The following is a 23,189-nucleotide window of genomic DNA, read 5'->3' on the forward strand; positions in this document are numbered from 1 at the left end:
CTGCCAGGCTCAGGCGCTCCCATTCGAGGTGGCTGCCGACGACGGTCCAGCCGTCGCCCGGCTGGCCGATGATGTTCTCCACTGGGACGCGGGCGTCGGTGAAGAAGATCTCCATCACCGAACCCAATGCCGGTTCCGATGCCGCCGGCCTGCGCACCCGCGCCGTTCAAGACGGTGACTCGTGGATCATCAACGGCAACAAGGTGTTCTGCTCCGGAGCCCACCTCCCGGGCACAGTCATCGCCGTCATGGCCCGCACGTCCGAGGACAAGCACAAGGGTCTGAGCATGATCCTGGTGCCCAACACCACCGAGGGCGTCGACGTCCGCAAACTCGACACCATCGTCCGCCGCAGCCTCGGCACGACGGAGATCTTCTTCACCGACGCCCGCGTCCCAGTGGAGAACATCATCGGCCAGCCGGGCGACGGCTGGACCGTCGTCGGCAGCCACCTCGAATGGGAGCGCCTGAGCCTGGCAGCCACCTACGTCGGCAACGCCCGCACCGCCCTCGACGACACCATCCGCTACACCAAGGACCGCACCCAGTTCGGCCGGCCACTGTCGTCCTTCCAAGTGCTCAAGCACCGCATGGCCGAGGACGAGTGCGAGGTCGAGGCGGCACGCCTGCTGGTCTACAGCGCCGCCACCAAGCTGGCCCGTGGAGAGAAGGCGCTCAAGGAGGTCTCCATGGCCAAGGTCTTCGCCGCCAAGACCGCCTTCCGGGTGGCCACCAACGGCATGCAGGCCCTCGGCGGTTACGCGACGCTGCCCGAGTACGACATGGAGCGCTACTTCCGCGAGGCCAAGCACGGCATGGTCGGCGGTGGCACCAACGAGATCCAGCACAGCATCATCGCCAAGCAGATGGGGCTCTGACCGGCCTCGAATTCCCTGCAAGCCCCATACGCGTGACACATATCCGTGGATACGTGCGGCGCATGAAAAACAAACGATTGTTATTGGTCCGGGGCTCGATCGACGCAGCGAAGCGGCTCGCCTGTTCGGCCGCCCGGAACGCTCGCCCCCAGGCCAACGAGAGGAAGTGCAATGACGAAAGAACTCGATTTCGACGCCGTGGTGATCGGCGCGGGATTGACCGGTCTGTACCAGACCTATCGACTGCGCGAGATGGGCTACTCCGTCCTGGGCGTCGAAGGGTCAAACGACATCGGCGGTGTGTGGCATCACAACCGCTATCCGGGCGCTCGGGTCGACTCGGAGAGCGAAGTGTACGGCTACTTCTGGAATGAAGAGCTCATGCAGGAGTGGAACTGGTCCGAGCGCTTCGCCGCCCAACCGGAAGTACTCGAATACATCCACCGCGCGGCCGACCTCATGGACATCCGCAAGGACTACATCTTCAACGCGCGGGTCAAGAAGGCCGTCTTCGACGACGAGAACAACTATTGGACACTCGAGTTCGAACAACAGTATCGCGCTCCGGTGACTGCACGCTTCGTCTTCTCGGCCCTCGGACCGCTGTCCGCGCCCCAGATGCCCAACGCCCCCGGCATCAACACCTTCAAGGGCGAAAGCTTCCACACCGCGAACTGGCCGCATGACCCGAACGGATTCGGTCCCGCCGATCTGGATTTCTCCGACAAGCGCGTAGCCGTGATCGGCGTGGGTTCAACGGGTGTGCAGGTCATTCAGGAGATGGCAAAGGTCGCCAAGAACCTGACGGTGTTCCTGCGCTCACCGAACTGGTGCACGCCTCTGGGCAACGGTCCCATGACCCAGGAGCGGATGGACTACATCAAATCGCACTACAACGAGTTCATTGCCAAGTGCGACGCATCCATTGCCGGCTATACGCACGAGTTCATTCCGAAGAACCTGTTCGACGTTCCGAAGGAGGAGCGCGATGCCAAGCTGGAAGAACTGTACAAGGGCCCGGGATTCTCGCTGTGGCTCGGTGCGTATCAGGACGTGCTGTCCGATCCGGTAGCCAACAAGTACGTCTCGGAATTCGTGGCCCAGAAGATTCGTGAGCGGGTCAAGGACCCCCGCACCGCCGAACTGCTGATCCCGAAAGATCACGGCTTCGGCATGAAGCGGGTGCCTCTCGAAACCGACTACTACGAGGTCTACAACCAGGACAACGTCTCCCTGGTCGACTTGAACACGACGCCGATCACCAGAATCACACCCGATGGCATCCAGACCACCGAGACCCTGCACGAATTCGACGTCATCATCTACGCCACGGGCTTCGATGCAGTCAAGGGAGCGTGGAACCGTATCGACATCCGCGGCACGGACGGTGTGGCACTGAAGGATGCGTGGGCTGATGGCGTGACCACCTACATGGGTATGCAATGCCCCGGTTTCCCCAACTTCTTCCTGCTTGTCGGACCGCAGAGCGGGGCCACCTTCTGCAACATTCCGCGCTGCTCGGCGCTCGCCGTCGACTGGCTGAGCGAAATGATGGCCCATGCAAAGGAAAACCATGTCCAACGCATAGAGCCGGAACCCGATGCAGCCGAAAGCTATACGCTCTACTGCACGAAGTTGATGGGCAAGTTGCTCCTTGGGCAGACGAACTCCTGGTTCACCGGCATCAACAAGAACATCGAGGGGCGCGACAAACGCGAGGTGTTGCTCTTCGTTGGGGGCAATCCCAGGTTCCGGGAGTACTGCGAGGACGTGACCCGCAACGGCTACAAGGGATACGTCATGTCGTGATCCTGCGACGTCTCGGATTTACAGCTGGCCAAGGCACCGAATGCACACAGAAATCGATCGACTTGCCACACCGGCCGGTTGATTCGCGAAAGGAGAGAAGCAGATGACACGACTGTCCGATAAGACGGCGGTAGTGACCGGAGGTGGCCGCGGCCTGGGTTCGGCCATCTCGACCGCTCTGGCCTCGGAAGGCGCACACGTCCTGGTGGTTGACAGGAACAAGGAAGCAGCAGATGTCGTGGTTGCGGACATCAAGGCTTCGGGTGGTTCGGCCTCTGCCGAGATCCTGGACATCAGCGACCGTGAGGGCGTCAATGCCTTCGGCGCTCGGATGGCCGAGCAATACGGAAATATCGATGTGCTGGTGAACAATGCGGGCATCGCGCCCCGCATCAGACCGAACGATCCTGATCAGGCGGAGAAGTGGGATCAGGTCATCGGCGTGAACCTCACTGCGCAATGGGACATTACAGTCGCGCTGCTGCCCACGTTGAAGCATGCGGGCGCAAGCGTGATCTTCGTTTCGTCGATTGCCGGATTCACGGCGCCGAGATCGAGTGCCGCCTACGGCGCGTCCAAGGCTGCCGTCCGCTCACTGGTCCAGTATTTCGCCCGAACGCTCGGCCCGACAGGTGGTCGAGCCAACGGACTGGCACCGGGCAGGATCAAGAGCGACCTGATGACGGTGACCGGTGAAGCGGGCGAGAAGTTCCTCCAACGACTACCGCTCGGTCGTGTCGGCGAGACACAGGAGATCGCCGGCCCGGCGGTGTTCCTCGCTTCCGATATGTCCTCGTATGTCACAGGAGTCACGATTCCCGTCGATGGCGGTTACCTGGCCTTGTGAGCGGCAGCGTCACGCTTGGTGCACGCCGACGCAACCGCTGAGCCCCCAAAGAGTCGCCGCGATCGGAGATCCCGACCGCACTCCGATCGCGGCCTGACTCCATTGCAATCAGGAGAGAAGACAAATGGTGCTGACCGAAATCGAGCCGTTTCAGCCGGCGGATCTGTCGCAGATCGGCAGTGGCCTGAACCGGCCGGAATGCGTGCTGGCAGCAAGCGATGGCTCGATCTACACCGGCGATTGGACGCTCGGTATCGCGCGGATCGCGCCCGACGGGACCACTGGCCCCGCCGTCGAGGCAGATCTGATTGCGCAGGGCTTTCGGCCGAACGGTATCGCGTTGACGGCAGACGGTGACTTCTTGTTCGCCAATATGGGTAAGGCGGGGGGTGTCTGGCGGGTCGGACGGCGTGGTGAGGCCCGCCCCTTCGCGACCGAGCTCGACGGGACCGCTATACCGCGCACCAATTTCGTGCTGGTGGACGGTGACCGGGCCTGGATCACCATCAGCTCGTTGAGACGCAAGCACGACCACTTCACCGCGGAAGAGAACACCGGGCAGATCCTGCTGGTGCACGATGGCAAGGTCACTGTTGCGGCAGATGGGCTGAACTGGACGAACGAACTACGGCTCTCGCCCGACGGCAAGTACCTTTTCGTCAACGAGACCTTTGCCTGCCGCACCACCCGGTACGACGTTGCGGCAGACGGCCTGTTGAGTAATCCTGTCCGGATCACCTACCCGGAAGACACCTTCCCCGATGGCATGGCCGTCGATGCGGAGGGCGCGCTCTGGATCGTCTGTGTCATCTCCAACCGCCTGATCCGCATCGCACCGGATATGACCTGGACCGTCGTGTTCGAAGACGTCAATCGCAGTGAGCTGGACGCGATCGCCTCGGCCCATGCCGAGGGGCGCCTGACCTGGGATCAGATTTCGCACAGCCGTGGGTCTCGTGTGTCCAACCTGTCCAGCATCGCTTTCGGAGGACCGGATCTGAAGACGCTCTATTTGGGTGGGCTCGGCAATCGAGAGGTGCAGGTGTTGTGGTCTCCGGTAGCGGGAATGCCCATGGAGCATTGGCGATGAGGCCCTCGGCTCAGGTATTGGATCCGACTGTTCGCGGGCCTGTGACCTGGGGTGTCGGTAGAGGATCTGCGTCGCGCACCGACGGCTGTCCCACCGAATCGATCATCGTCGGCGAGTAGGTCGCACCGCCGATCCGCCACCGGCCGTCGGGGGCCGACATCGCCCATACGGACGGTTCTGCGGGACCGAGTGATCGGAAAGGGATTCGTGAGCAGAGAACTGAACGGCAAGGTAGCCGTCGTCACCGGTGGCGCGGGCGGGATCGGCCGCGCCGTCACCGAAGCGTTCGTCGACAACGGCGCCGTGGTGCTCGTCGGAGACATCGATGACCACCGCGGCGCCGAAGTAGCCGACACCCATCCCGGTTCGATCGTGTTCCACCACACCGACGTCACCTGCGAGACCGACATCCAGGCTCTCGTTGCCGCCGCAGTCGACACGTTCGGCCGGATCGACATCATGGTCAACAACGCCGGCGCACTCGGCGGCCAGGGTCGCCTGCTCGACGTCGACGCCGACTCCTTCACCCGCACCAGCGATCTGTTACTACGATCGGTGTTGCTGGGGCACAAGCATGCCGGGCAGCGTATGAAGGCCCAGGGCACCGGCGGAAGCATCGTCTCGATATCGAGTATCGCCACGACACTGGCCGGCATCGGATCGGTGTCCTACTCGGCCGTCAAGGCCGGAATCGAGCAGATCGCCCGCGCCGCCTCCCACGAACTGGGCCGCTACGCGATTCGCTCCAACGTCATCACTCCCGGTGTCATCCTGACCCCCATCCTCGCCCAGGCCACCCGCCTCGGCCGCGAACGCCACAACGAGTTCCTCGACCGACTGGCCCCACGGCTGGGCGAGTTGCACCCGCTCGGTCGTGCCGGCACAGTCCAGGACATCGCCGACGTGGCAGTGTTCCTCGCTGGTGACCGCTCCGGATTCGTCACCGGCCAATCTCTCACCGTCGATGGCGGTCTGACCTCCGTGTGGGCTCACGACATGGCCGTTCTCGTCCGGGAGGTGCTGAGCACGATGGCCGAAGGGCAGGGACCTCTTCGAACCCCGCCATCCGGAACCGCTGAGATCCGCTCCGGGACGGTGACCGAGTCGACAGATCGCTTTAAAACTTCTTGACATTCCCCGAGTGGGAGCGCACAGTGTGACGCAGAAAACAATCAATCGTTTTTTATGGCGTTCGTCCGGCTCGGCCGATGCCCGCCACGGTGGAAGCACCGTCGTCCAGGACGAATCCGTCCGGGCACGGAACGTCAGGGCGCACCTCGATCGAGGTCAGTGTCCCATCGGTTCCGTCGGCCCGCAGCTACCGACCCAGTGCCCGCCGAGCCGGCGGGCACGGCGCGCTGGGTAGACGCCATCATCCCGTCACCGTTCCACGAGGGAGCAGAAGGTATGGATGTCATCAGCAAGATCAATTCAACGAAGATGAGGCCTTATCAGTGGCTCATCGTTGTCTTGTGCATGTTTTGCAACATGCTCGACGGCTTCGATTTCTTCGCCATGGGCTTCGTGCTGCCTCATCTACCGGCAGACTTCGCCGCCCCCAGCGAAAAGGGATACCTGATCAGTGCCGGACTCCTCGGCATGGCGGCGGGGGCGATCTTCGTCGCTCCTCTGGCAGATCGCTACGGCCGGCGCCTTCTGATCCTGGCGGGCCTGACCCTGAACATCGTCTCGATGGTCACGACCGCCCTGGCACCGAACTCTGCGGTCATGCTCGGCGGCCGCTTCCTCACCGGCATCGGTGTCGGCGTCATCAGCGCCACCATGATCGTGGTGGCCCAGGAGTACTCCTCGGCCGCGCGCCGCAATTTCGCCATCGGCATCGTCACCGTCGGATTTCCCTTGGGCAGCACCCTCGCCGGCCTTACCGGCGTGTCCCTCATGTCGATCTTCGGCGGGGCATGGCAGGCGATGTTCTGGGTGGGGGCCGCCGTCAGCTTCCTCGGACTCGTCCTGGTCGCCGCTCTGCTGCCCGAGACCTTGACCTTCCTGCTGACCACCGACAAGCCGGGGGCACAGGACAAGGTCGCTCGCATCGCGACGAAACTGGGCCTGGATTACACCCCCACCGAGCAGCAACCGCAGTCGTCGACCACCGTCGCTCCCCCCGCCCCCGGCAAGCCTCGGGTGCTCAGCGCCGAACTGCGCGAGCGCACCGTACTGCTGTGGATCGGCTACGCCTTCCTCACCGCGGCGTACTACTTCGTCGGCACCTGGACGCCGCAGCTGATCGCCGACGCCAGCGGCAGCACTCAGGACGGCGCCATCGCCGGCACGATCATCAGCATCGGCAGCCTCGCCGGATCGATCGTCTTCGGGCTCATCGGCCTGAGATTCCTCGCCACCCGAATCGCCTGGATGGCACTGAGCCTGGCCGTGGTCAGCCTGGTGCTCTTCACCCTCACCATGGGCGGACCCCTCGCCCTCGTCATGGCCACCGCACTCGGACTGGCCGTGTTCGTGTCCGTGTCCTCCTACACCGCCATGGCACCACCGATGTACCCGGCGCTCGCCCGCGCTCGGGGTTACGGCCTGATGGTCGGTATCAGCCGTATCGGCGCGATCATCACCCCGATCCTGGCCGGCTACGCCTCCGAATCCGTTGCCCCCAAGTACATCTTCCTGGCGGCCTCGATCCCGCTCGCGATCTCGGCCCTGGCCGCTCTGCGTCTGTGGTCGATCACCCGTACCCAGTTCACCGCCGAACTCGCGGACGCAGCCGCGCTACACGAGGCGGCGCAGACTCTGGACACGGAATCGCGTACGGCCGTCCGGTAGGCGACACGTCCTCGGGCCAGACGATCCGCAGAGCCCGCCCCGGAATAACCGGCACAGCACTCGATCCCCACAACTCGACGGAAGGAACCACGATGTCCTCGACAGGTGACGATCCCACGGTCTGTGGCGGCCGGACCGCCGAGCGGATCACCAAGGTGGACCACGTCGCCTTCGCGGTCTCGTCGATGGCCGAAGCCGCAACGTTTTTCCGTGACGTGATCGGCGGGACGTTCCTGTGCGGCGGGGACAACGACGAGACCGGGATCCGGCTGACGCACTGGATGCTGCCCGGGTTCAAACTGGAACTGATGCAGCCGCTGCGCAGCGATTCGCTCATCTCCGAAGCGATGCGCCGCCGCGGCCCGGGTTTTCACCACATGACGTTCCTGGTCGACGACATCCCGCGCACGGTCGAGGCCCTGCGCACCGACGGGTGCGAACCCATCGACACCGACACCCGCCTATCGGCCTGGAGCGAAACGTTCCTCTCGCCTCGAGTCACGTTCGGAGCGCTGCTCCAGTTCGTCAGTACCGATCTGCGGTGGGACACCCCTACCCAGGATTACACCTGCGAGGACGTCCTCGCCGGCCGCATCGTGTGGCGGGACTACATCGCCTGTGTACGCGAGGACCACCCGATCGCCTGATGCGCCCCGCTGGACGACAAGGAGCAGTGATGACCGCCAATCCCGAGATCGAGAAAACCCCGTCCCTGACCGAGCTGGCCGCCTCGGTTCGAGAGCTGCAGGACAGGCAGAGCATCCGCGACTGCCTGATGACCTATTCACGGGCGGTGGACCGGCTCGATCGCGAATTGCTGCTGTCGGTTTACCATCCCGACGCCATCGACGACCACGGCGTCTTCGTCGGAAGCCCGGAGGAGTTCGCCGACTGGGCGATCGACATGCACACCCGGACCCACCTGTCCCACCAACATGCCATCTTCAACATCACCTGCGAGCTCGACGGCGATGTCGCCCACACCGAGACGTACTACATGTTCGTCGGGCTCAACCGTGAAGGAACACCCCTGACCATGAGCGGTGGCCGCTACCTCGACCGATTCGAAAAACGCGACGGCCACTGGGCGATCGCCGCGCGCGCCTGCATCCGGGACTGGGCACCGCTCGACTCGATCCCCGACCAACTCGACCAGGTCGCGATGACAGTGGTGAAAAACCTTCCGGAACGGACAAAGACCCTCATGCGGACGGGTCCCCAGCCTCGCCGAGACCGTTCGGACATCTCCTATCAGCGTCCGCTGACCATCGATCCCTCACGCCTCGGCGGCTGAGCCGCCGACGACGCCGTCACCACCCAGATCAGTCTCACAACAACACCACCCATCGAGCAATCGTCCCAGGAGAGATCCACATGAACAGACTGCAGGACAAGGTCGCCTTCATCACCGGAGCCGGCCGCGGGCAGGGACGCGCACACGCCGTGCGCCTGGCCGAGGAGGGCGCGAACATCATCGCCGTCGATCTCTGCGCGAACATGGCGAGCGTCCCGTACGACCTGGCGACCCAGGACGACCTCGCCGAAACCGCCCGGCTCGTCGACAAAGCCGGTGGACGGATCGTGGCGCGAACGGCAGACGTGCGGGACCTCGACTCTCTGCGCGCCGCCGTCGATGCCGGGGTCGCGGAGTTCGGCCGCCTGGACATCGTCGTGGCCAACGCCGGGATCTGGTCCAGCGCTCCCTTCCTCGACATGCCCGAACAGACGTACCACGAGATGATCGATGTACAGATGCACGGACCCTACAACACGTGTCGTGCCGCCCTTCCCCACATCGTCGACGGCGGCCGCGGCGGCTCGGTGATCATCATCAGTTCGACCGCCGGGATGCGGGGCTTCCCCAACCAGGTGCACTACAACATGGGCAAGCACGCCGTCGTCGGACTCATGCGGACCTTGGCGAACGAGTTTGCACCCCAGTTCATTCGCGTCAACACCATCCACCCCAGCTCCGTCGACACGAAGATGATCCAGAACGACGCGATCTGGTCCGCTTTCGCACCGGGAGTGGAGAATCCCACGTTCGACGACTTCGGTGACACCTTCACCGCCATGAACCTGCTGCCGGTGCCGTGGATGGAGCCGGAGGCGATCTCGGGTGCGGTCGCATGGTTGGCGTCGGACGATGCGAAGTACGTCACCGGCGCCACTATCCCCGTCGATGCGGGCTATCTCGGAAAGTACAACTGAGGCGGCAGACCCTGCGTGCGGGCAACCCGCGGTCCTCGTGATCTCGAGTTGTGTCCGCGAGCGACGGCGAGACAGCCACGCCCGCCTCCACCACGGGCGATGAGTCACTGCGCCGAGATCGAGCCCGTCAGCGCGGAGCGTCACGCCGACGGGGCTCGGATGCCCCAGCTCCGCCGGCGGGACCGGGTGAGGCAGACCCTGTATGCGGGTCTGCCTCACCGTCGTGAAAAGGACGACGAGTTGGACGAAGAGGGCGGAAGCCCCGCACAGGCGCGAGAAGAAATCCTGATCGAGGGCAGCACGGACGACACTCCGGTATCGGTAGAGTCGCCGGCGAGCATTCGTAGCAGACACATAGTGGACGCGATCTCCCTGAACACCATGCGCATTCTGCCCAGCTTCTGGTCAGCGCGATGGGCGAGAACATCCGATCTGCACCTCGACGAAGCTGTCCTCGGGTTCGCGTTCTCCGGCTATCGGCTGGTGGCGTCCGTTGCCGCGTTTCCGAGGGCCGTACTCGCAGACCGATGGGCGCCGTGAGAGCACTGCGCGCCGCCGGCCTCGGTGCGTTCGCCCTGGGTCTTGTCTTCACCTGGGCCGCGCACTCCGGTGCGGGTTTGGTACTCGCACTCGCGGTGGTCGGACTCGCTCCGGCCTTGGCCACACCCGCAGTGAACGTGGTGATCATGTCGGGTGTGCGCGTCCAACGACGCGCGCTTGCGTTCGCGGCGGCAAGTGCCAGTCCCGTGACGGCGCTGATGGTGGCCGGAGCAACCGCGCCGGTGCTGGAGAGACTGATCGGATGGCGGTCCGCCCTCGGCATCGGGGGTCTGGTCGCCGCGCTGATCGTGCTGTGGCTACGCGGGGCACAATCGCAACGGACGCGTTCCGTCCCGGCCGCTGCTCTGGAGAAGGTGTCGTTGCGTCCCTCTGGTGGTGATGATGACCGGGGTCCTGGCCGGCAACGTGGCATTGGGCGGCGCCACGGCCTTCGTGGTGATCGCCGCTCCCACTGCCGGCCTGGACATCGCGTCCGTCTCGTTCGTCGTTGCCGCCTGTGCCTGTGGATCGATCCTGTTCCGTCTGACGTGTGCTCTGATAGTCGACCGGCGGGGATCGGACCCGTTCCCCGTGGCCTGGATGATGATGGTGGCCGGCGGCGGTGGGGTTTCGTTCTGTTGGCGTCAGGGATTCCCGGAGCATTTGTCGCCCGACTGATTTTGGTCTTGGTGCCCGGCTGGTCGTGGATCCCGCTGCTCGTACACGGGGTCACGAGCCGGTATTGCGATGCGGTGGCACCGGCCTCCGGTGTGGTCCAAGGTGCATACTTCGGCGGTGGTGTCGTAGGACTCTCGATAATGGGGGTTCTCGTCACGACCGCTTCGTACTCGTTTGCCTGGTTGGCGATGGGGGCTGCCAGCCTCGTCGCTGCACTCTCGGTCCTCGGGCAGGAACGCCGACTTCCACCGTTCCGCACGGCACGGGTGGGATGCTGATTCAGGCGTGGCCGTCCCGATCGGCCCTCTCGTCGCACGCTTTTTCGGATGGGGATGTGCGTTGCCAAGCCCCGGTACCCGCGCTGACGCATGCCCGGGGGTACCCCCGCCGGACCGATTCTTGTGGAATCGTGCCCGACGTGCGTTCGACGGCCTGCAATAGCGTTCGCAGCCACAAGTGCCCACGCTGTCGACACGCATCGCCACGCCGTGGCGACCGTGACCGTCCCTCAGGTTCCGCCCCTTGGGCCGGAGCACGTGAGGCAGACCCTGCGCGTGGGTCTGCCTCACCCGTCCTGACGACTGAGTTGGAGGAAGCGCCGGAACTCCACGCGGGCGTAGGAAAGCAGAGGATTCACCATCGGACTGATCTTGGTCTTGGCGCCCGGTTAGTCATGGATCTCGTTGGTCCTGGTTCTCACTGCATGTGACGCGGGGGCAGCGGTCTCCGGTGTGGTTCAGGTTGCCGACGTCAGTGGTGATGTCTTCGGCCTCGTTACCATGGGCGTACACATCGCGTTCACTTCGTACTCGATAACTTGGCTCTGGACGGGTCCTGCACGCAGTGTGTCGTCGCGTTCTCCTGGGTGGGAATGTCGCGGACACCATGCGCCGTGTCGGATAACGCTGTAGCACTTCGTTATCCGACACGGCGCACCGCGTCGCATTTGCCGATTTACAGGCTCAGTGGGCGGTCCCACCTCCGTCGACCACGAAGGTTTGTCCGGTGACGAGGTCACCACCGGAGCCGTGCAGGTGTAAAGCCATGGATGCGACGTCGTCGGGATTGCCCAGTCGGCCGGCCGGGGTACCGGCGATCATCACGTCGTACAGCTCCTTCGGGATATCGCCCAGGATGGGAGTCTCGATAGTGCCGGGCGCGAGGACGTTGACCCGGATTTTCTCGGAGGCGTCCTGGATGGCAGCTTGGCGGGAGAGGCCGAGGATGCCTCCCTTCGCAGCGGCGTACGCGGCCGTGTTCTGCATGCCGATCAGCGCGGCGACCGAGGAGACATTGACAATCTTCCCGCCACCGGAACCGATCATCGACGGCAGCACAGCCTGCATGCCGAGCCCCATTCCCTTCAATGGGCCGGGTCACGGCTTGTCCCGGCCGCCCTGTCACGACGCTGACGCGTTCAGACCAGGGTGTAGCCGCCGTCCACGAGAATGTCGTCGCCGGTGATGAACGAGGACTCGTCGGAGGCGAGGAACAGAGCAAGGTTCGCCACTTCGGAGGGACTGGCGATGCGATTCAACGGGGTGGCGTCCTTGATGCCTTGGATGAGATCGGCCGGAAGGTGGGGTGTCATTCCGGTGCCGATCACGCCGGGCAGGATGGCGTTGACGCGAATGTTGTCCTTGGCGTACTCCACGGCAGCAGTCTTGGTCAGCATAACGACGCCTGCCTTGCTCGCGCAGTAGGCGGGCATGTTCGCGAAGGCGACGTTGGCGGCCATCGAGGCCGTACTGATGATGGAGCCCCCACCGTTCTTGATCATTGCCGGGATGCCGTGCCGCATGCCGAGGAATACACCTTTGAGGTTCACATTCAGCACCTGGTCCCACGCCTCCTCGGTGTATTCACCGGTGGCCGCTTGGTCGCCGTCGATGCCTGCATTGTTGTACAGCACATCGAGACGGCCGAAGTGGGTGATGGCTGCCTGGATCATCGCCTCGACGTCGGCCGACTTGGAGACGTCGACGTGGACCGGAATACAGCCCTCGCCGAGGCGCTTGGCCACCTCTTCCTGCTTTCCGGAGATATCGGCCACCACGACCTTGGCACCTTCCCGATGGAAGACCTCCGCTGTCGCCTCTCCGATTCCCGATCCCGCTCCGCTGATGACGGCGACCTTACCTGCCAGCCTTCCGGACATTTCTTCCTCCTCGCATCGGGTGAACGACCGTGGAAAACAATCATTCGTTTCCAGAGACGGTAACGCGGGGGGCAAACAGCGTCAATAGGTTTCGGCACAAGCCGGGTAGACGACGATGAAGCCGCCTTTACCCCGTCAGGCCGAGGAGGGATGGTGGCGCCGCCAGAAGCAGCCGAGAGTGCCGGCACTCACAACCCTGACCGAAGGGTGGTTGACGTCACACCGATCGGCATCTAGCCTTGGAAAAAACAGACACTTGTTTTTTGACCCGGACCGTCGGGCCAAGTCCACCCAGAGAGGCAACGAGGCATGACTCAAGAGCAGACGCGCACCACCCCGGACGTCGAGTCCCTCAAGGGACGCTTCGGACGAGACATGTTCAACGACTTCGATATCGACGACCCGAAGTTCAACGAGCACTTCTTCGACATCCTCGACGAGATGGTCGCGAAGTGCCCGGTTGTGCGCAGCAACGTCGGCAACGGGTACTGGATGGTCACCCGTCAAGAAGACGTGCGGAAGGTCGGCCAGGACTGGCGTACCTTCAGCAGCGCCAAGGGATACATGCCGAACCGCCCCGAGGGGCTGCCGTACCTCATGCCCGAGGAATCGGACCCGCCCAAGCACACGGCATGGCGGAAGGTCCTGAACCCGTACCTGAGCCCGACCACCGTCGCCCGGTACGAGGATCAGATCCGCGCCGACGTGAACACCCTCATCGACCGATTCATCGACAAGGGCGAATGCGAATTCGTCAGCGAATTCGGATCGAAGCTACCGGGATGGGCCTTCTTCAAGAACGTGCTCGGCGTGCCGATCGACGACCTCGACATGCTCGTCACCGGCGTGGAGAACGGCACCTTCGCTCCGCCGGAGGAACGGCCCGGACACATGGCGAAGGTCTTCGAGTACCTCGGCCAATACCTGGAGATCCGCAAGAACCAGCCCCCGCGCGGTGACCTGGTCGACGTCATCGCCGCCGGCGTGGAGTACGAGGACGGTCAGCCTGCACCGTGGGAGGACCGGGTCAGCATTCTCGTCGACCTGACCTTCGGTGGCATCGCCACCACCACCTACGTCATGGCGGGTGCCATCCATCACCTGGCCACGCATCAGGGGGATCGTGAAGCCCTTGTCGACAATCCCGACATGATCGAACGAGCGGTGGAGGAATTCGTCCGGGTCTTCCCACCGGTGGTTGCCCTCGGGCGCACCTGCACCCGAGACACCGAGGTCGCCGGCACGCCGATGAAGGAAGGGGATTTTGTTCTGCTCGGTTACAGCACAGCATCGCGCGATCCCCGTGTGGTGGAAAATCCCGGGAAGATCGATATCACCCGGCAGACGGTGCTCCACACCGCTTTCGGCGTAGGCCAGCATCGCTGCATCGGGTCGAACTTGGCACGACTGGAACTGCGTGCCACCTTCGACGAGTGGCTCAAGCGGATCCCCGATTTCGGTATCAAGCCGGGAACCGAGCCGAGCTACGAGACCGGAATTCTGCGCACGATGAAGGATCTGCACCTGGTCTTCTGACCAGCATGCTCCGGGCGTAGACGCGCCGACCAGTGGCGCGACCGGACACTTCGGTCGTGGATGTAGTGAACCACGCATGAACGACGTGATGGAGGATCACGATGAAGGTAGAGATCGACGGCACACTGTGCTCAGGTCATGGACGGTGCTTCATCCTCGCCAAGGATGTGTACCGACTCGACGACGAAGGCTACAACGCCGACCGCGGTTCCACCATCGAAGTGGCGCCCGGCCAGGAGGCAGCCGCCGAACTCGGGATGCGAAACTGCCCCGAGGGAGCGATCGCCCTCGTCGACAATTAGGACGGGACACACGGGCGGGCGCGGAGCAAAGGCAACGTCTCCGCGCCCGCCCCCTCTACCTTCCAGCGCTGACCCGGCTACTCCGACACACTCACTCGTCACCGACCACGCTTTCATCGATGGCGACCAGCCATCCATCGCCACTTCCATCCCCTTCTGCAGGGTTGTACCGAGGACACTTGTCATGGCCTATGTGATCACCCAACCGTGTTGCAACGACGCCTCCTGCGTGCCGGTGTGCCCGGTGGACTGCATCCGCCCCACCCCGGGGGACCCGCAATACCTGAACACGGAGATGCTCTACATCGATCCCGTGACGTGCATCGACTGCGGGGCGTGCATGGACGCATGCCCGGTCGGCGCCATCTACCCGGAGTGGGACCTCACCGGGACCGACGTGCGGTACGCCAGCATCAACGCAGACTATTTCGACAAGCACCCGCTCCAGTCCAAGGGCATGCCGAACATTTCGGTATCGACGATCGCATTGCCCGAGCAGGACCAACCGTTGCGGGTTGCGATTGTCGGCTCAGGCCCGGCGGCCTGCTATGCGGCCGATGATCTGCTCACCAACGTTCACGGGGCCGTCGAGGTCGAGATGTTCGACCGGCTCCCCACCCCCTGGGGGCTCGTGCGGGCGGGTGTGGCTCCCGACCATCAGCGCACCAAGGCTGTCACCGATCTCTTCCGAAACGCCGCAGCCAAGCCGGCTCTGCAGTTTCACCTCAACGTCGAAATCGGCAAGCACCTGAGCCACCCGGAGCTGATGTCGCACCACCACGCCGTCATTTACGCGGTCGGCGCGCTACGCGACCGTCGTCTCGGCGTTCCGGGTGAAGACCTGCCCGGCAGTCACGCTGCGACCGAGTTCGTGGCCTGGTACAACGGTCACCCGGACTATGCCGACCTGCAGTTCGATCTGTCCGGTGAACGTGCCGTCGTCGTCGGCAACGGCAACGTCGCCTTGGACGTGGCACGTATCCTGGTCTCCGACCCGGACGATCTCGCTGGAACCGACATCGCCGATCACGCATTGGACGCTCTGCGACACAGCCGTATTCGCGAGGTGTTGGTGCTCGGTCGTCGCGGACCGGTTCAAGCCGCATACACTACCCCGGAGCTGTTGGCTCTCGGAGCGCTCGAGGGGGTCGACGTGGTGGTCGATTCTCAGGATCTGATCTTGGACGAGCACAGCAGAGCTGCGCTGGAGGACCCCGCGGCCGAGCCCTCGACTGTGCTCAAGACCGAGCTCGCCCGCGAGTACTCCACCCGAGTCCCCGACCCGACGCGCAAGCGAATCGTGCTGCGCTATCTCGCTTCACCGACCGCGGTGCTCGGCGCCGGCCATGTCGAAGCCATCGAAATCGCACACAATGAACTCTATCGGGCCGCCGACGGCTCTCTCAAAGCCCGCCTCACCGACCGGACGGAGACCATAGAGACGGGTCTTGTGCTGCGTTCCATCGGATATCGCGGCGCAGGCGTTCCCGGCGTCCCCTTCGACGACGCCACAGGAACGATCCCCCATCGAGACGGGCGGGTCATCGACCCGCAGACCGGCGAGTCCCTGACCGGTGTGTACACCGCAGGCTGGATCAAGCGCGGACCCTCCGGCGTCATCGGAACCAACAAGAAGTGCGCCCAGGAGACCGTCAAGGTATTGCTCGAGGATTTCCTCGCCGGCACACTGGAGGGACCCGCTTCCGACTGCAGCAGGGAACAACTGAGCGCCCTCGTCACCGAACGACAGCCGGAGGTCGTCGACTACCGAGGATGGCAGGCCATCGACGCTGCCGAACGCAAGCAAGGCAGGGAACACGGACGTCCCCGCATCAAGATCACCAATGTGAAGGCGATGCTGGAAGTGGTCAAGGTGCACGACACCTCGACACGCTGATCTCCCACCTCGCAACGGCGGTGCGGTCACGGCGGGAGTCAGTCCTGTGGCGGAAGAGCAGGGTTTGAACACGTCAATGCAGACACTGCACGGGCCTTCGATTCGAGGGCGGGACCGCAGGACACGCCGCGATAGTCCTGCGCTGCAGTGTGTGCGAACAGTCGCGTTGTGCATCCGCCCGTCGATCAGCGGCAGCTGTCCGAAAGGGCGCCCCTGCGTCGGCCGAGTGCACCCAGGGGAATCAATCCGCAGTATTGAAAAACAAATGATTGTTTGCAACACTGGAGACCAGCCCACTGGATGCCGGAACGCCCGAACTTCTCACACTGGGCCGATCCATCTACGGATCAGTACTTCCCGTCCGGTCCGTTGCGCCCCGAGGCACAACGTGAACGAAAGGAGAGATCGATGACCACCGAAGACCAAGAGTTTATCGACTTCGCAACCAAGTGGCTCCCTTTCGGCGGGGGCGACGAATACATTCTTCCCCAGTTCGGCGTCACGCCGTACACCTTCTACCTACGACTGCACACCCTGCTGCAGTCACGTCCGACGCTCGGCTTGGGGCTGACGGCAAAGCGCAAACTGGCCGAAGCGTGCGCAGCAAAGCTGTCCCAGAGGAGTCGACGCGCCTCCGAGTTGGTTTGACCGCTTACGTCGACCCCGGGTCTCGGGGCGCGAAACTCGAGGAGAAAGGGCAGACGGATGGATCTCGGTGTGCACGGTAAGGCGTTCGTGATCACGGGCGGCTCCGACGGCCTTGGTCTGGCGACCGCGCGCTCGCTGCTCGCCGAAGGCGCCCACGTCACCATCTGCGGCCGCGACAAGCGTCGACTCGACGACGCCGTCACCGCCCTCGGTCACGACGTGCACGCGGTCCCCGCCGACGTCACCCGCATCGACGACCTCACCACCCTTATCGACGCCACCACCGACCGGTGGGGCCGCGTCGACGGACTGCTCAATGCCGCCGGCGTGCATACCGGCGGCCGGTTCGAAGACATCACCGACGAGGAATGGATCGCGGACTACGAACTGAAGTTCCTCGCCGCCGCCCGGACGATCCGCCTCGCCCTTCCGCACCTGCGAGCCAGCCGCGGGGCCGTGGTCAACGTCCTGAGCACCGGCGCCCGCACTCCCGGACGCAAAGCCATGCCGAGTGCCCCTCTGCGCGCCGCCGGGCTGAGCATGACCAATGCGCTCGCCACCGAACTCGGGCCCGACGGGATCCGGGTCAACGCAATCCTCGTCGGCGTCATCCGCAGCGGCCAGATCCAGCGCCCCGCACTCGAGGCGGGCCGCGACGTCGAGGAATACCTACACACGATGGCCGACCGGATGCGGATCCCGCTCGGTCGGGTCGGCGAAGCTCACGAGTTCGGTGACACCGCCGCCTTCCTGCTCTCGCCCCGAGCGGGCTACATCACCGGCACCGCCGTCCACGTCGACGGCGGCCACTGCCACGCCATCTGACAGCGCGTCCAGAGTTGGTCGATGCGCCCCTCCGTCGATCCGCTGGCGAAAGGTCCGACCGATCCAGCCGATGCCGGACTACCCACCATCCCCACGGTTGCCTCTCCCCTGTCGGTGGTCGTGGTCTCAGTTGAGCGATCGGCCGGAGCCGAGCGCCCTGCCTCCTCCTCGGCAGGGTGTTCGGTTATCCACCACCGCGTCTCGACAGACCTGGGGGCTTCACGAACGAGATGAAGGGATGGTCCGTCGACGAGGCGATCAGCCATCCAGAGCGTAGTCGACGGCATCGTCGAGCCCGAGTCCTCTCCCGTGGCGCAGTCGGGCTTCGAATTCGTTGTTACCGAGAGTAATCCGCGCGGACTTCTCGCATTCCGCATGATTGCGGTCAAGCGCACGGAAGAGTAGCGATGAGCTTCCGGTCGCACGTCCCAACGACTCCGCTGCGCCCATCAGTACGGCAGCGCGTTCGGCACGGTTCTCAACGTCCTCGGTCCACGCCAGCGCCTCGAGGCATACCGCAGCAGCCAGAGGTTCGCCGACACGCCGAATCACACCGAGCGCCTGCTCGAGCATCACCCGAGCCTCATGGTGATCGCCCTCCTGGAACAGCGCAACACCCAAGGCCCACTGCGAGTAGGACCGATACACGAACTCACCGTGCGCTTCGGTGATGGCCAGCACCTTCCGGTGGCACTCGATCGCTCGGTCGGTATCGCCGCGCAATTCGTATGCGAGACCGAGCATCACCAGAATCCAGACGTGCCGCGAAAGGTGATGTTCCGCATCGAAGACCGCGAGTGCACGCTCCAAATGCGTGCAGGCCTGGACCAGATCACCGCTGTACAAAGCGAGAAGGCCGGCGGCGTGATCGGCGCGGGCATCCAGGAGCGGGTCGTTCGCGCCCTGGACCAGGGCTTTGCACTGCTCGACCAACTCAGCCCCGGTAGCCAAATCGCCCTGCAGTTCGGCGAGAACACTGTGGGCATAGAGGGCGTCGATCCTGTCATTGCTGGAGGCGAGAGGATGCATGAGCATACGTCCGAGCCAGTGGCGGCCTTCGTTGAGCAGCCCCCGTGCCAGCCAGTACGGAAACAGCGCGGTGGCCATCCGTAATGCGGGATCCGATCTGGACGCGGCCGGTTCGGTCGAAGCGAACTCGAGGGCCTCACGCAGATTCGGCAACTCTCTGTTCAAGCAGGTGATCCAGTCCAGCTGCCGGGGACTGATCCATTCCGCTTCTGCCCGCAGGACCATCTGCTCGAACCACTCCCGGTGGCGGTGGCGCCACCCGAGGTACTCATCACACTGTTGAGCCTTCTCGCGACCGTACTGCCGGATCGTCTCGAGCATCCGGAAGCGAACCTGATCATCGTGCTGTTCTCGAATCATGATCGACTTGTCGACCAGCGCAGTGACCCGGTCGAGAACGTCGGTAGAGGTCGCGGTGCCGCCACTCAGGTACTCGACCGCCTCGAGGCCGAAACTGCCGGCGAAGATCGACAACTGTTGCCACAGTTGCTGTTCGGCGGGCGTGCACAGATCGTAGCTCCAGTCGATCGACAGACGCAGCGTCCGTTGTCGTGTGGGCACGTGCCGCTCCGCCGTGGTCAGGACGGTGAACCGCTCGGCCAAGCGTTGCCGGAGCTGCTCGGCAGACATCACCCGCATGCGGGCCGCCGCCAGCTCGATGGGCAAGGGCAGTCCGTCGAGCCGGGTACAGACCTCCACCACAGCGGCACGGTTGTACTCGGTCAACTCGAAGTCCGGCACGGCGGCTGCTGCCCGCTCGACGAACAGCTTCAACGCATCGAATCGGCGCGGTTCCCGGACCGATCCCAATTGATCCAAGGGCGGCACCGACAGCGGCGATACCCGCATGACCACCTCACCGCGAATACCGAGGGGTTCACGGCTGGTGGCCAGAATGCGTAGATCCGGACAGTGTCGCAACAACCGGTCCGCCAGCCGCGCCGCAGCGTCGACAATCTGCTCACAGTTATCGAGTACCAGCAGAAGCTGTCGCGAGGCCACGAAGTCGACTACTGCATCCTCCAGCGATCGACCCGGCGAATCTCGGACGTCGAGTACCTCGGCCACGACATCGACGAGTAGCGCCTCGTCGTTGAGTTCTCCCAACTCGACCAGCCACGCACCGTCGCGGTAGCTCGGCTGCAGCTCCGTCGCGACCCGCAGCGCCAGCCGCGTCTTACCCACCCCACCGATCCCGGTCAGCGTCAGCGCGCGGGAGGCCGTCAATCTCTTCTTCGCGGCGGAAACTTCTCGCCGGCGCCCCACGAAGGTGGTCGATTCGGCGGGCAGGTTCCCCACTCGGCGGACAGGTCTCACAGCATCGGGTAATCCGGGCCGGAGCCGGCCGCTGTACTCGAGCAGCGCCATCTCGTCGGCTCGCTGCCCTCGACTCACCTGGATTTGTTGCAGCTCGTGCCCAAAGGCTGCTGCAGTGCTCGGGCGTCGGCGGGGATCGGCGTCCATGGCGCGTTCAACAGCGCGGCTGATGTCATCCGGAAATCCGTTTTCGCGTAGATCCGGGACCGGCTGGGTGGTGATCCGCAGGAATTGGGCGACCACCTGCTCACCCTGTCGGCGTTCGAAGGCAGCGTGCCCGGTCAGAGCTGCGAACAACGTCGCTCCGAGGCCGTAGATGTCCGAGGCCACACTGGGACGCTCGCCGCTGAGCACCTCCGGCGCGGTGAATGCGGGCGACCCGATGATCGCCCCGGTTTCGGTTTCGAAGCCCCCTTCGATGTGGGCAATCCCGAAGTCGGTCAGCACCGGCTCGCCGTACTCGGTGAGAAGGACATTCGCCGGTTTGACATCGCGGTGCAAGACTCCCAGCCGATGGGTCGTGTCCAAGGCACCGGCAAGCCGGACCCCCATCCGCAGGGCGTCGTCGACCGACAACGGACCTTGGCGGCGGATCCATGCGTCGAGGGAAGTCTGGGGGTAGTACGGCATCACCAGATAGGGCCGGCCACTGTCGGTCGTCCCGACCTGCAGGACATGGACGATGTTGGGATGCCCGGTCAACCGGCCCATGGCCCGCTGCTCACGCAGAAACCGGGCAAGGTTCTCCTCGTCCAATGACACGGTGAGGATCTTGACGGCGACCGTACGGTCCAAGGCCCGCTGCCGACAGCGGTAGACCATGCCGAAGCCGCCGCGTCCGATCTGCTCGGCGTCCTCGAAACCCGCTGCCCCGAGTTCGGCACCGATGGCCGTCGCGTCGTCGCGCTGAGTCGCCCGCGGATCACCGCCTGCCATCGCAGCAACCTGTTCCAGCGTGTCGGCTCGACCGCTTCAACGCAACAATCAGGCTTGTTCGCCGTTCCTTCAATGCCATGTGCCACCTCTGCGGACAGTTTCAGAATAGCGCGGCAACACCGCCGTCACCGTGCAGCTGATGTCGACGAACGTCTGGAACATGATCCACATCGTCGCCACCGCGGCGAGCATGCACAGGAACGGATCAGCCGAACCCATCGCCACCCGTAATCCCACCCACAATTGCGCGGCGAACTGCCCGATCACCACCAGCATGCCGAATTCTTCCCCGGTGATCGAAAAGGGGAATTCGTTGTATGCCTGCGGCCTGGAACTCCACTTCGGGTCCGAAGGTCCAGGCCTGCACCCCAACCATCGAGCGCACGATCTACAGTCGCGCCCTGATCTCCTGGACTACGGCTTCGACGTCGGTGTACGAGGATACGGGGAAATCCCCACACAACTGCGCGGTCGCCCGGCTGATGCCCTGCTCTTTCCGACCAGGGGGTGATCATGGCACAATCCTCCCACCGCACCAATTGCCTGAACATCGTAATATGTTGGGGCACAGGGTCATATCTCGGAGAGTAGCCACGCCGCCCCGGTACGCCCCACACCCACGGCCGTGTGTGTGCTCCGGCTGTCGCGCTGGACAGCCCAGTATCCGATGTCGGGGACACACCGCAGCCGCACCGGGGACCGGTGTACGCGGCCGCCAGCCCCGGGGCATTACCGATGTCGAACCTACGTTCCCGTGAGTAGATGGCACTCCCCGGTCCTCATGCTGGTCCACATTCCCTGCGCCAGAAGGGCAGAACAAGCAGGTCGCCCAGTCCGGCGCTTCGAGCAGGGAGGTTGCCATGACCCACGAACAAGGCCGACACGGCGTATGGCAAGCCGACCGTGCCCCTCGACCCGCCAGCCTCCGCACAGCACACCGCTGGGGAAATAGCGCCGGTCGGGCAGGACACCGGGCGGGCGGGACTATACGACGCACTGCGCACTGCCGGCACCGCCTACTTGCGCACCGTCGGCGAAGCACTCGCCGCACACCAGCGCAACGAGACCGGCCCCAACACCGATGCCGGCACCGAAGCGGAAGAGACGAGCTGCCATGCCACGCGCCCGACCTCGGCGACGAAGCCGAACCGGCATAGTGGCGGTGGCAGACTCGACACGCTGATATGGCATTCGGTATCAGCGTGCCGGACCGTCAGCTGTCGACGAACCGAAGGCTAGCATTATCGACAGGTGACAAGGCCGTCCGAAACCTGATGGGGTGCGTCGGTCCGGTCTCGGCGGGACCGGTGCCTGAGACGCTATCGAGTTCGCGGCCGATGAGGGCCGGGTCGTGCATTTTCCGCTCGACCGTGTCCTGGATGATCTCTCCGAGCCGGATCAACCCTCGATCGTTGCGAGTGGCAGCGGTCGGCGAGCGACCCGACGGTGCTTTCCAGCTGCTGCGACGGTGAGCGGCTCGAGTGGCTCGGCTACCGCGGTGGTGTCGGCCTGGCGGGTGGCTTCGAGGGCGTTGGAGCGAGCTGTCCGGGCCATGTGCTCATCCCGGGTGACGATTTCCGGCTGGCCGCGGATCCGCTCGCACAGCCGGGCGGCGTCCGGGCGTTGGACAGCGGCAACTCGGCGCGCAGGGGTTGGCTGCGGCATCGTGGCCTGTGCTGAAGGAGACAGGAA

Annotated in this window: 20 protein-coding genes and 1 pseudogene; 17 read left to right on the top strand and 4 right to left on the bottom strand. The window is 64.3% G+C overall.

The genetic code is table 11. From position 1 onward, the window contains the following. Positions 1-98: 98 nt before the first annotated feature. From AIIKEEIJ_RS26725 to AIIKEEIJ_RS33310, 11 genes and pseudogenes are all read left to right on the top strand, one after another. The gene (locus AIIKEEIJ_RS26725) at positions 99-878 is read left to right on the top strand and encodes an acyl-CoA dehydrogenase family protein (RefSeq protein WP_338021017.1); all 780 of its coding nucleotides are present in this window, start codon (positions 99-101) and stop codon (positions 876-878) included. Between the two features lie 171 nt (positions 879-1,049). Next, on the top strand, positions 1,050-2,687 hold the full coding sequence (locus tag AIIKEEIJ_RS26730) for a flavin-containing monooxygenase (protein ID WP_006942944.1): 1,638 nt from the start codon (positions 1,050-1,052) through the stop codon (positions 2,685-2,687). Positions 2,688-2,790: 103 nt separating this feature from the next. Then, positions 2,791-3,534 carry an SDR family NAD(P)-dependent oxidoreductase gene (locus tag AIIKEEIJ_RS26735; RefSeq protein WP_006942936.1) on the top strand — a complete coding sequence of 248 codons (744 nt, stop codon included), beginning with the start codon at positions 2,791-2,793 and terminating at the stop codon, positions 3,532-3,534. 124 nt (positions 3,535-3,658) lie between these two features. After that, positions 3,659-4,624 (top strand): SMP-30/gluconolactonase/LRE family protein, encoded by a 966-nt coding sequence (locus tag AIIKEEIJ_RS26740; RefSeq protein WP_006942934.1) that lies wholly within the window; start codon positions 3,659-3,661, stop codon positions 4,622-4,624. 207 nt (positions 4,625-4,831) lie between these two features. Further along, positions 4,832-5,755, top strand: a complete 924-nt coding sequence (locus AIIKEEIJ_RS26745) for an SDR family NAD(P)-dependent oxidoreductase (RefSeq protein ID WP_338021018.1) — start codon at positions 4,832-4,834, stop codon at positions 5,753-5,755. A gap of 54 nt (positions 5,756-5,809) precedes the next feature. Beyond that, entirely contained in the window at positions 5,810-7,420 is a 1,611-nt protein-coding gene (locus AIIKEEIJ_RS26750) for an MFS transporter (protein ID WP_006942930.1), read from the top strand. Positions 7,421-7,512: 92 nt separating this feature from the next. Next, on the top strand, positions 7,513-8,067 hold the full coding sequence (locus AIIKEEIJ_RS26755; protein ID WP_006942929.1) for a VOC family protein: 555 nt from the start codon (positions 7,513-7,515) through the stop codon (positions 8,065-8,067). A gap of 29 nt (positions 8,068-8,096) precedes the next feature. Further along, complete coding sequence (locus AIIKEEIJ_RS26760) at positions 8,097-8,714, top strand: nuclear transport factor 2 family protein (protein WP_006942927.1); 618 nt, start codon at positions 8,097-8,099, stop codon at positions 8,712-8,714. An 80-nt stretch (positions 8,715-8,794) separates the two neighbouring features. Next, positions 8,795-9,631 (top strand): mycofactocin-coupled SDR family oxidoreductase, encoded by an 837-nt coding sequence (locus tag AIIKEEIJ_RS26765; protein ID WP_006942926.1) that lies wholly within the window; start codon positions 8,795-8,797, stop codon positions 9,629-9,631. 527 nt (positions 9,632-10,158) lie between these two features. Continuing rightward, positions 10,159-10,524, top strand: a pseudogene (locus tag AIIKEEIJ_RS34370) (hypothetical protein); the annotation flags it as partial. 40 nt (positions 10,525-10,564) lie between these two features. After that, positions 10,565-10,849, top strand: a complete 285-nt coding sequence (locus AIIKEEIJ_RS33310) for a hypothetical protein (RefSeq protein ID WP_006942924.1) — start codon at positions 10,565-10,567, stop codon at positions 10,847-10,849. Positions 10,850-11,811: 962 nt separating this feature from the next. On the opposite strand, the gene AIIKEEIJ_RS26775 is transcribed toward AIIKEEIJ_RS33310, so the two are convergent. Next, complete coding sequence (locus tag AIIKEEIJ_RS26775; protein ID WP_006942923.1) at positions 11,812-12,207, bottom strand: SDR family NAD(P)-dependent oxidoreductase; 396 nt, start codon at positions 12,205-12,207, stop codon at positions 11,812-11,814. Positions 12,208-12,266: 59 nt separating this feature from the next. After that, positions 12,267-13,007: an SDR family NAD(P)-dependent oxidoreductase gene (locus AIIKEEIJ_RS26780; protein ID WP_006942922.1), complete on the bottom strand. Its 741-nt coding sequence runs from the start codon at positions 13,005-13,007 to the stop codon at positions 12,267-12,269. 309 nt (positions 13,008-13,316) lie between these two features. On the opposite strand from AIIKEEIJ_RS26780, the gene AIIKEEIJ_RS26785 reads away from it, so the two are divergent. The 5 genes from AIIKEEIJ_RS26785 to AIIKEEIJ_RS26805 all read left to right on the top strand — a co-directional run bounded on the left by AIIKEEIJ_RS26785 (position 13,317) and on the right by AIIKEEIJ_RS26805 (position 18,215). Continuing rightward, on the top strand, positions 13,317-14,543 hold the full coding sequence (locus tag AIIKEEIJ_RS26785; RefSeq protein ID WP_006942921.1) for a cytochrome P450: 1,227 nt from the start codon (positions 13,317-13,319) through the stop codon (positions 14,541-14,543). A 101-nt stretch (positions 14,544-14,644) separates the two neighbouring features. Then, complete coding sequence (locus AIIKEEIJ_RS26790) at positions 14,645-14,845, top strand: ferredoxin (protein WP_006942920.1); 201 nt, start codon at positions 14,645-14,647, stop codon at positions 14,843-14,845. Between the two features lie 184 nt (positions 14,846-15,029). Continuing rightward, positions 15,030-16,742, top strand: a complete 1,713-nt coding sequence (locus AIIKEEIJ_RS26795; RefSeq protein ID WP_065923020.1) for an FAD-dependent oxidoreductase — start codon at positions 15,030-15,032, stop codon at positions 16,740-16,742. A 408-nt stretch (positions 16,743-17,150) separates the two neighbouring features. Further along, on the top strand, positions 17,151-17,390 hold the full coding sequence (locus AIIKEEIJ_RS26800) for a hypothetical protein (protein ID WP_044476293.1): 240 nt from the start codon (positions 17,151-17,153) through the stop codon (positions 17,388-17,390). Positions 17,391-17,447: 57 nt separating this feature from the next. Continuing rightward, positions 17,448-18,215: an SDR family NAD(P)-dependent oxidoreductase gene (locus tag AIIKEEIJ_RS26805; protein WP_006942918.1), complete on the top strand. Its 768-nt coding sequence runs from the start codon at positions 17,448-17,450 to the stop codon at positions 18,213-18,215. A gap of 258 nt (positions 18,216-18,473) precedes the next feature. Here the strand turns inward: AIIKEEIJ_RS26805 and AIIKEEIJ_RS26810 are convergent, their stop codons facing one another. Together AIIKEEIJ_RS26810 and AIIKEEIJ_RS26815 are read right to left on the bottom strand one after the other, a co-directional pair. Continuing rightward, positions 18,474-21,497 (bottom strand): protein kinase domain-containing protein, encoded by a 3,024-nt coding sequence (locus tag AIIKEEIJ_RS26810; protein WP_006942917.1) that lies wholly within the window; start codon positions 21,495-21,497, stop codon positions 18,474-18,476. Positions 21,498-21,566: 69 nt separating this feature from the next. Then, complete coding sequence (locus AIIKEEIJ_RS26815) at positions 21,567-21,869, bottom strand: FtsW/RodA/SpoVE family cell cycle protein (protein ID WP_081637032.1); 303 nt, start codon at positions 21,867-21,869, stop codon at positions 21,567-21,569. A 1,074-nt stretch (positions 21,870-22,943) separates the two neighbouring features. On the opposite strand from AIIKEEIJ_RS26815, the gene AIIKEEIJ_RS26820 reads away from it, so the two are divergent. Continuing rightward, a complete protein-coding gene (locus AIIKEEIJ_RS26820) occupies positions 22,944-23,177 on the top strand; it encodes a hypothetical protein (RefSeq protein WP_146034312.1) in 234 nt (77 codons plus the stop codon). Positions 23,178-23,189 lie beyond the last annotated feature (12 nt).

The sequence above is a fragment of the Rhodococcus sp. YH1 genome (genome assembly GCF_009939605.1).
GTDB classification, from domain to species: domain Bacteria; phylum Actinomycetota; class Actinomycetes; order Mycobacteriales; family Mycobacteriaceae; genus Rhodococcus; species Rhodococcus aetherivorans.

What these genes read in the sequence shown, in the direction of transcription:
- AIIKEEIJ_RS26730 (WP_006942944.1), top strand. Translation starts at nt 1,050, where the DNA reads ATGACGAAAGAACTCGATTTCGACGCCGTGGTGATCGGCGCGGGATTG.
- AIIKEEIJ_RS26735 (WP_006942936.1), top strand. Translation starts at nt 2,791, where the DNA reads ATGACACGACTGTCCGATAAGACGGCGGTAGTGACCGGAGGTGGCCGC.
- AIIKEEIJ_RS26740 (WP_006942934.1), top strand. Translation starts at nt 3,659, where the DNA reads ATGGTGCTGACCGAAATCGAGCCGTTTCAGCCGGCGGATCTGTCGCAG.
- AIIKEEIJ_RS26750 (WP_006942930.1), top strand. Translation starts at nt 5,810, where the DNA reads ATGGCGTTCGTCCGGCTCGGCCGATGCCCGCCACGGTGGAAGCACCGT.
- AIIKEEIJ_RS26755 (WP_006942929.1), top strand. Translation starts at nt 7,513, where the DNA reads ATGTCCTCGACAGGTGACGATCCCACGGTCTGTGGCGGCCGGACCGCC.
- AIIKEEIJ_RS26760 (WP_006942927.1), top strand. Translation starts at nt 8,097, where the DNA reads ATGACCGCCAATCCCGAGATCGAGAAAACCCCGTCCCTGACCGAGCTG.
- AIIKEEIJ_RS26765 (WP_006942926.1), top strand. Translation starts at nt 8,795, where the DNA reads ATGAACAGACTGCAGGACAAGGTCGCCTTCATCACCGGAGCCGGCCGC.
- AIIKEEIJ_RS26775 (WP_006942923.1), bottom strand. Translation starts at nt 12,207, where the DNA reads ATGGGGCTCGGCATGCAGGCTGTGCTGCCGTCGATGATCGGTTCCGGT.
- AIIKEEIJ_RS26780 (WP_006942922.1), bottom strand. Translation starts at nt 13,007, where the DNA reads ATGTCCGGAAGGCTGGCAGGTAAGGTCGCCGTCATCAGCGGAGCGGGA.
- AIIKEEIJ_RS26785 (WP_006942921.1), top strand. Translation starts at nt 13,317, where the DNA reads ATGACTCAAGAGCAGACGCGCACCACCCCGGACGTCGAGTCCCTCAAG.
- AIIKEEIJ_RS26790 (WP_006942920.1), top strand. Translation starts at nt 14,645, where the DNA reads ATGAAGGTAGAGATCGACGGCACACTGTGCTCAGGTCATGGACGGTGC.
- AIIKEEIJ_RS26795 (WP_065923020.1), top strand. Translation starts at nt 15,030, where the DNA reads ATGGCCTATGTGATCACCCAACCGTGTTGCAACGACGCCTCCTGCGTG.
- AIIKEEIJ_RS26800 (WP_044476293.1), top strand. Translation starts at nt 17,151, where the DNA reads ATGACCACCGAAGACCAAGAGTTTATCGACTTCGCAACCAAGTGGCTC.
- AIIKEEIJ_RS26805 (WP_006942918.1), top strand. Translation starts at nt 17,448, where the DNA reads ATGGATCTCGGTGTGCACGGTAAGGCGTTCGTGATCACGGGCGGCTCC.
- AIIKEEIJ_RS26810 (WP_006942917.1), bottom strand. Translation starts at nt 21,497, where the DNA reads ATGGCAGGCGGTGATCCGCGGGCGACTCAGCGCGACGACGCGACGGCC.